General features: G+C 39.2%; 1 protein-coding gene. It reads left to right on the top strand.

Going from position 1 to position 991, the window contains the following annotated elements; all coding sequences use genetic code 11:
• The first annotated feature begins 535 nt into the window (after positions 1 to 535).
• Positions 536 to 943, top strand: a complete 408-nt coding sequence (locus tag JC525_RS19740) for a hypothetical protein (protein WP_198817863.1) — start codon at positions 536 to 538, stop codon at positions 941 to 943.
• Positions 944 to 991: the final 48 nt, after the last annotated feature.

Genomic DNA, 991 nt, shown 5'->3' with positions numbered 1-991 from the left:
CGTCACTTCGTTCCTAATTTTAGCCCATGTGTTATCGCCCCTTAGTGGGGTGTTATGCCTTTAGTTAAAAATTTTGGGGTTCCGTTTTGTTTAAAGTAATTTTCTATTTATGGTTGCTAAGTGTTGCCAGTCTATTTTTTATACACAACCCAACTCAAGGTTATGCAAATACCAGTTATGTCATTGACTCTTTAGACTCAGAAAATGTCTTACTTGAGAAGAAGTGTTTTAACAAAAAAGACAGTTTCAAAATATACTGCATTCATGACAAATCAATATTTGAATGGCAAAGCAAAGAAGCATTAATTAGTTGGTTTGCTTCTGTCAGAAACCTTTTTTGGACACTTAGTTTCATTACCTTAATTGCTGTAGTTACCTTGATAACGTTTGGTCGTTTCAAGCATCAGGCATAACAAACCGCTGTAGCCGGTCGCAAGCTCCCTGGGACAATAACACGTGGGCTCAGTCGCTTCGCTCCAATTTTAGCCCACGTGTTATTGCCCCTAAGCGGGGTGTTAGGCGCCAAGGAGAAATTTTGGAAATTTTCGGTACTTATTTAGGCATATTAATTGGTTTGATTGGTCTTGGAGTTGGCTTTTGGCAAAACAGACAAAAAACACAATTCGAAAAGATAGTTCGTGCAAATAGTTGGTTCAATTATCAACGCGCAAGCAATGCTAATGGTACCGTTCAGCTAGCATTGAAAAAGTATAAACAAATTCATTCAAACGATATTTCTAGCGAAGTTATAGAGGAATTAGCTAGGGCTGATGCTTTCGGTCAAGAAGTTTTCAAAGAGAGTATTCGGCAAATACATTTTTCTGAATCCTCTTTTAAAAACAGTGACATAGAACAGTGGGAAAGCGAAGGAAAAATATCAGAAGCGGCCAAACCCCTTTTCAAACAACTTGCAGATAAAGATATGTCGACAAAAAGCGCCTAACAAAACGCTGTTGGCACTCCCTCCGGTCGCTGGGACGCTAACACGTGG

Source organism: Alteromonas sp. IB21 (assembly GCF_016405965.1).
In the GTDB taxonomy this organism is placed as follows: Bacteria; Pseudomonadota; Gammaproteobacteria; order Enterobacterales; family Alteromonadaceae; genus Alteromonas.
Note: the sequence above shows the minus strand (reverse complement) of the source record. Positions and strands in the feature narration are given on the sequence as shown.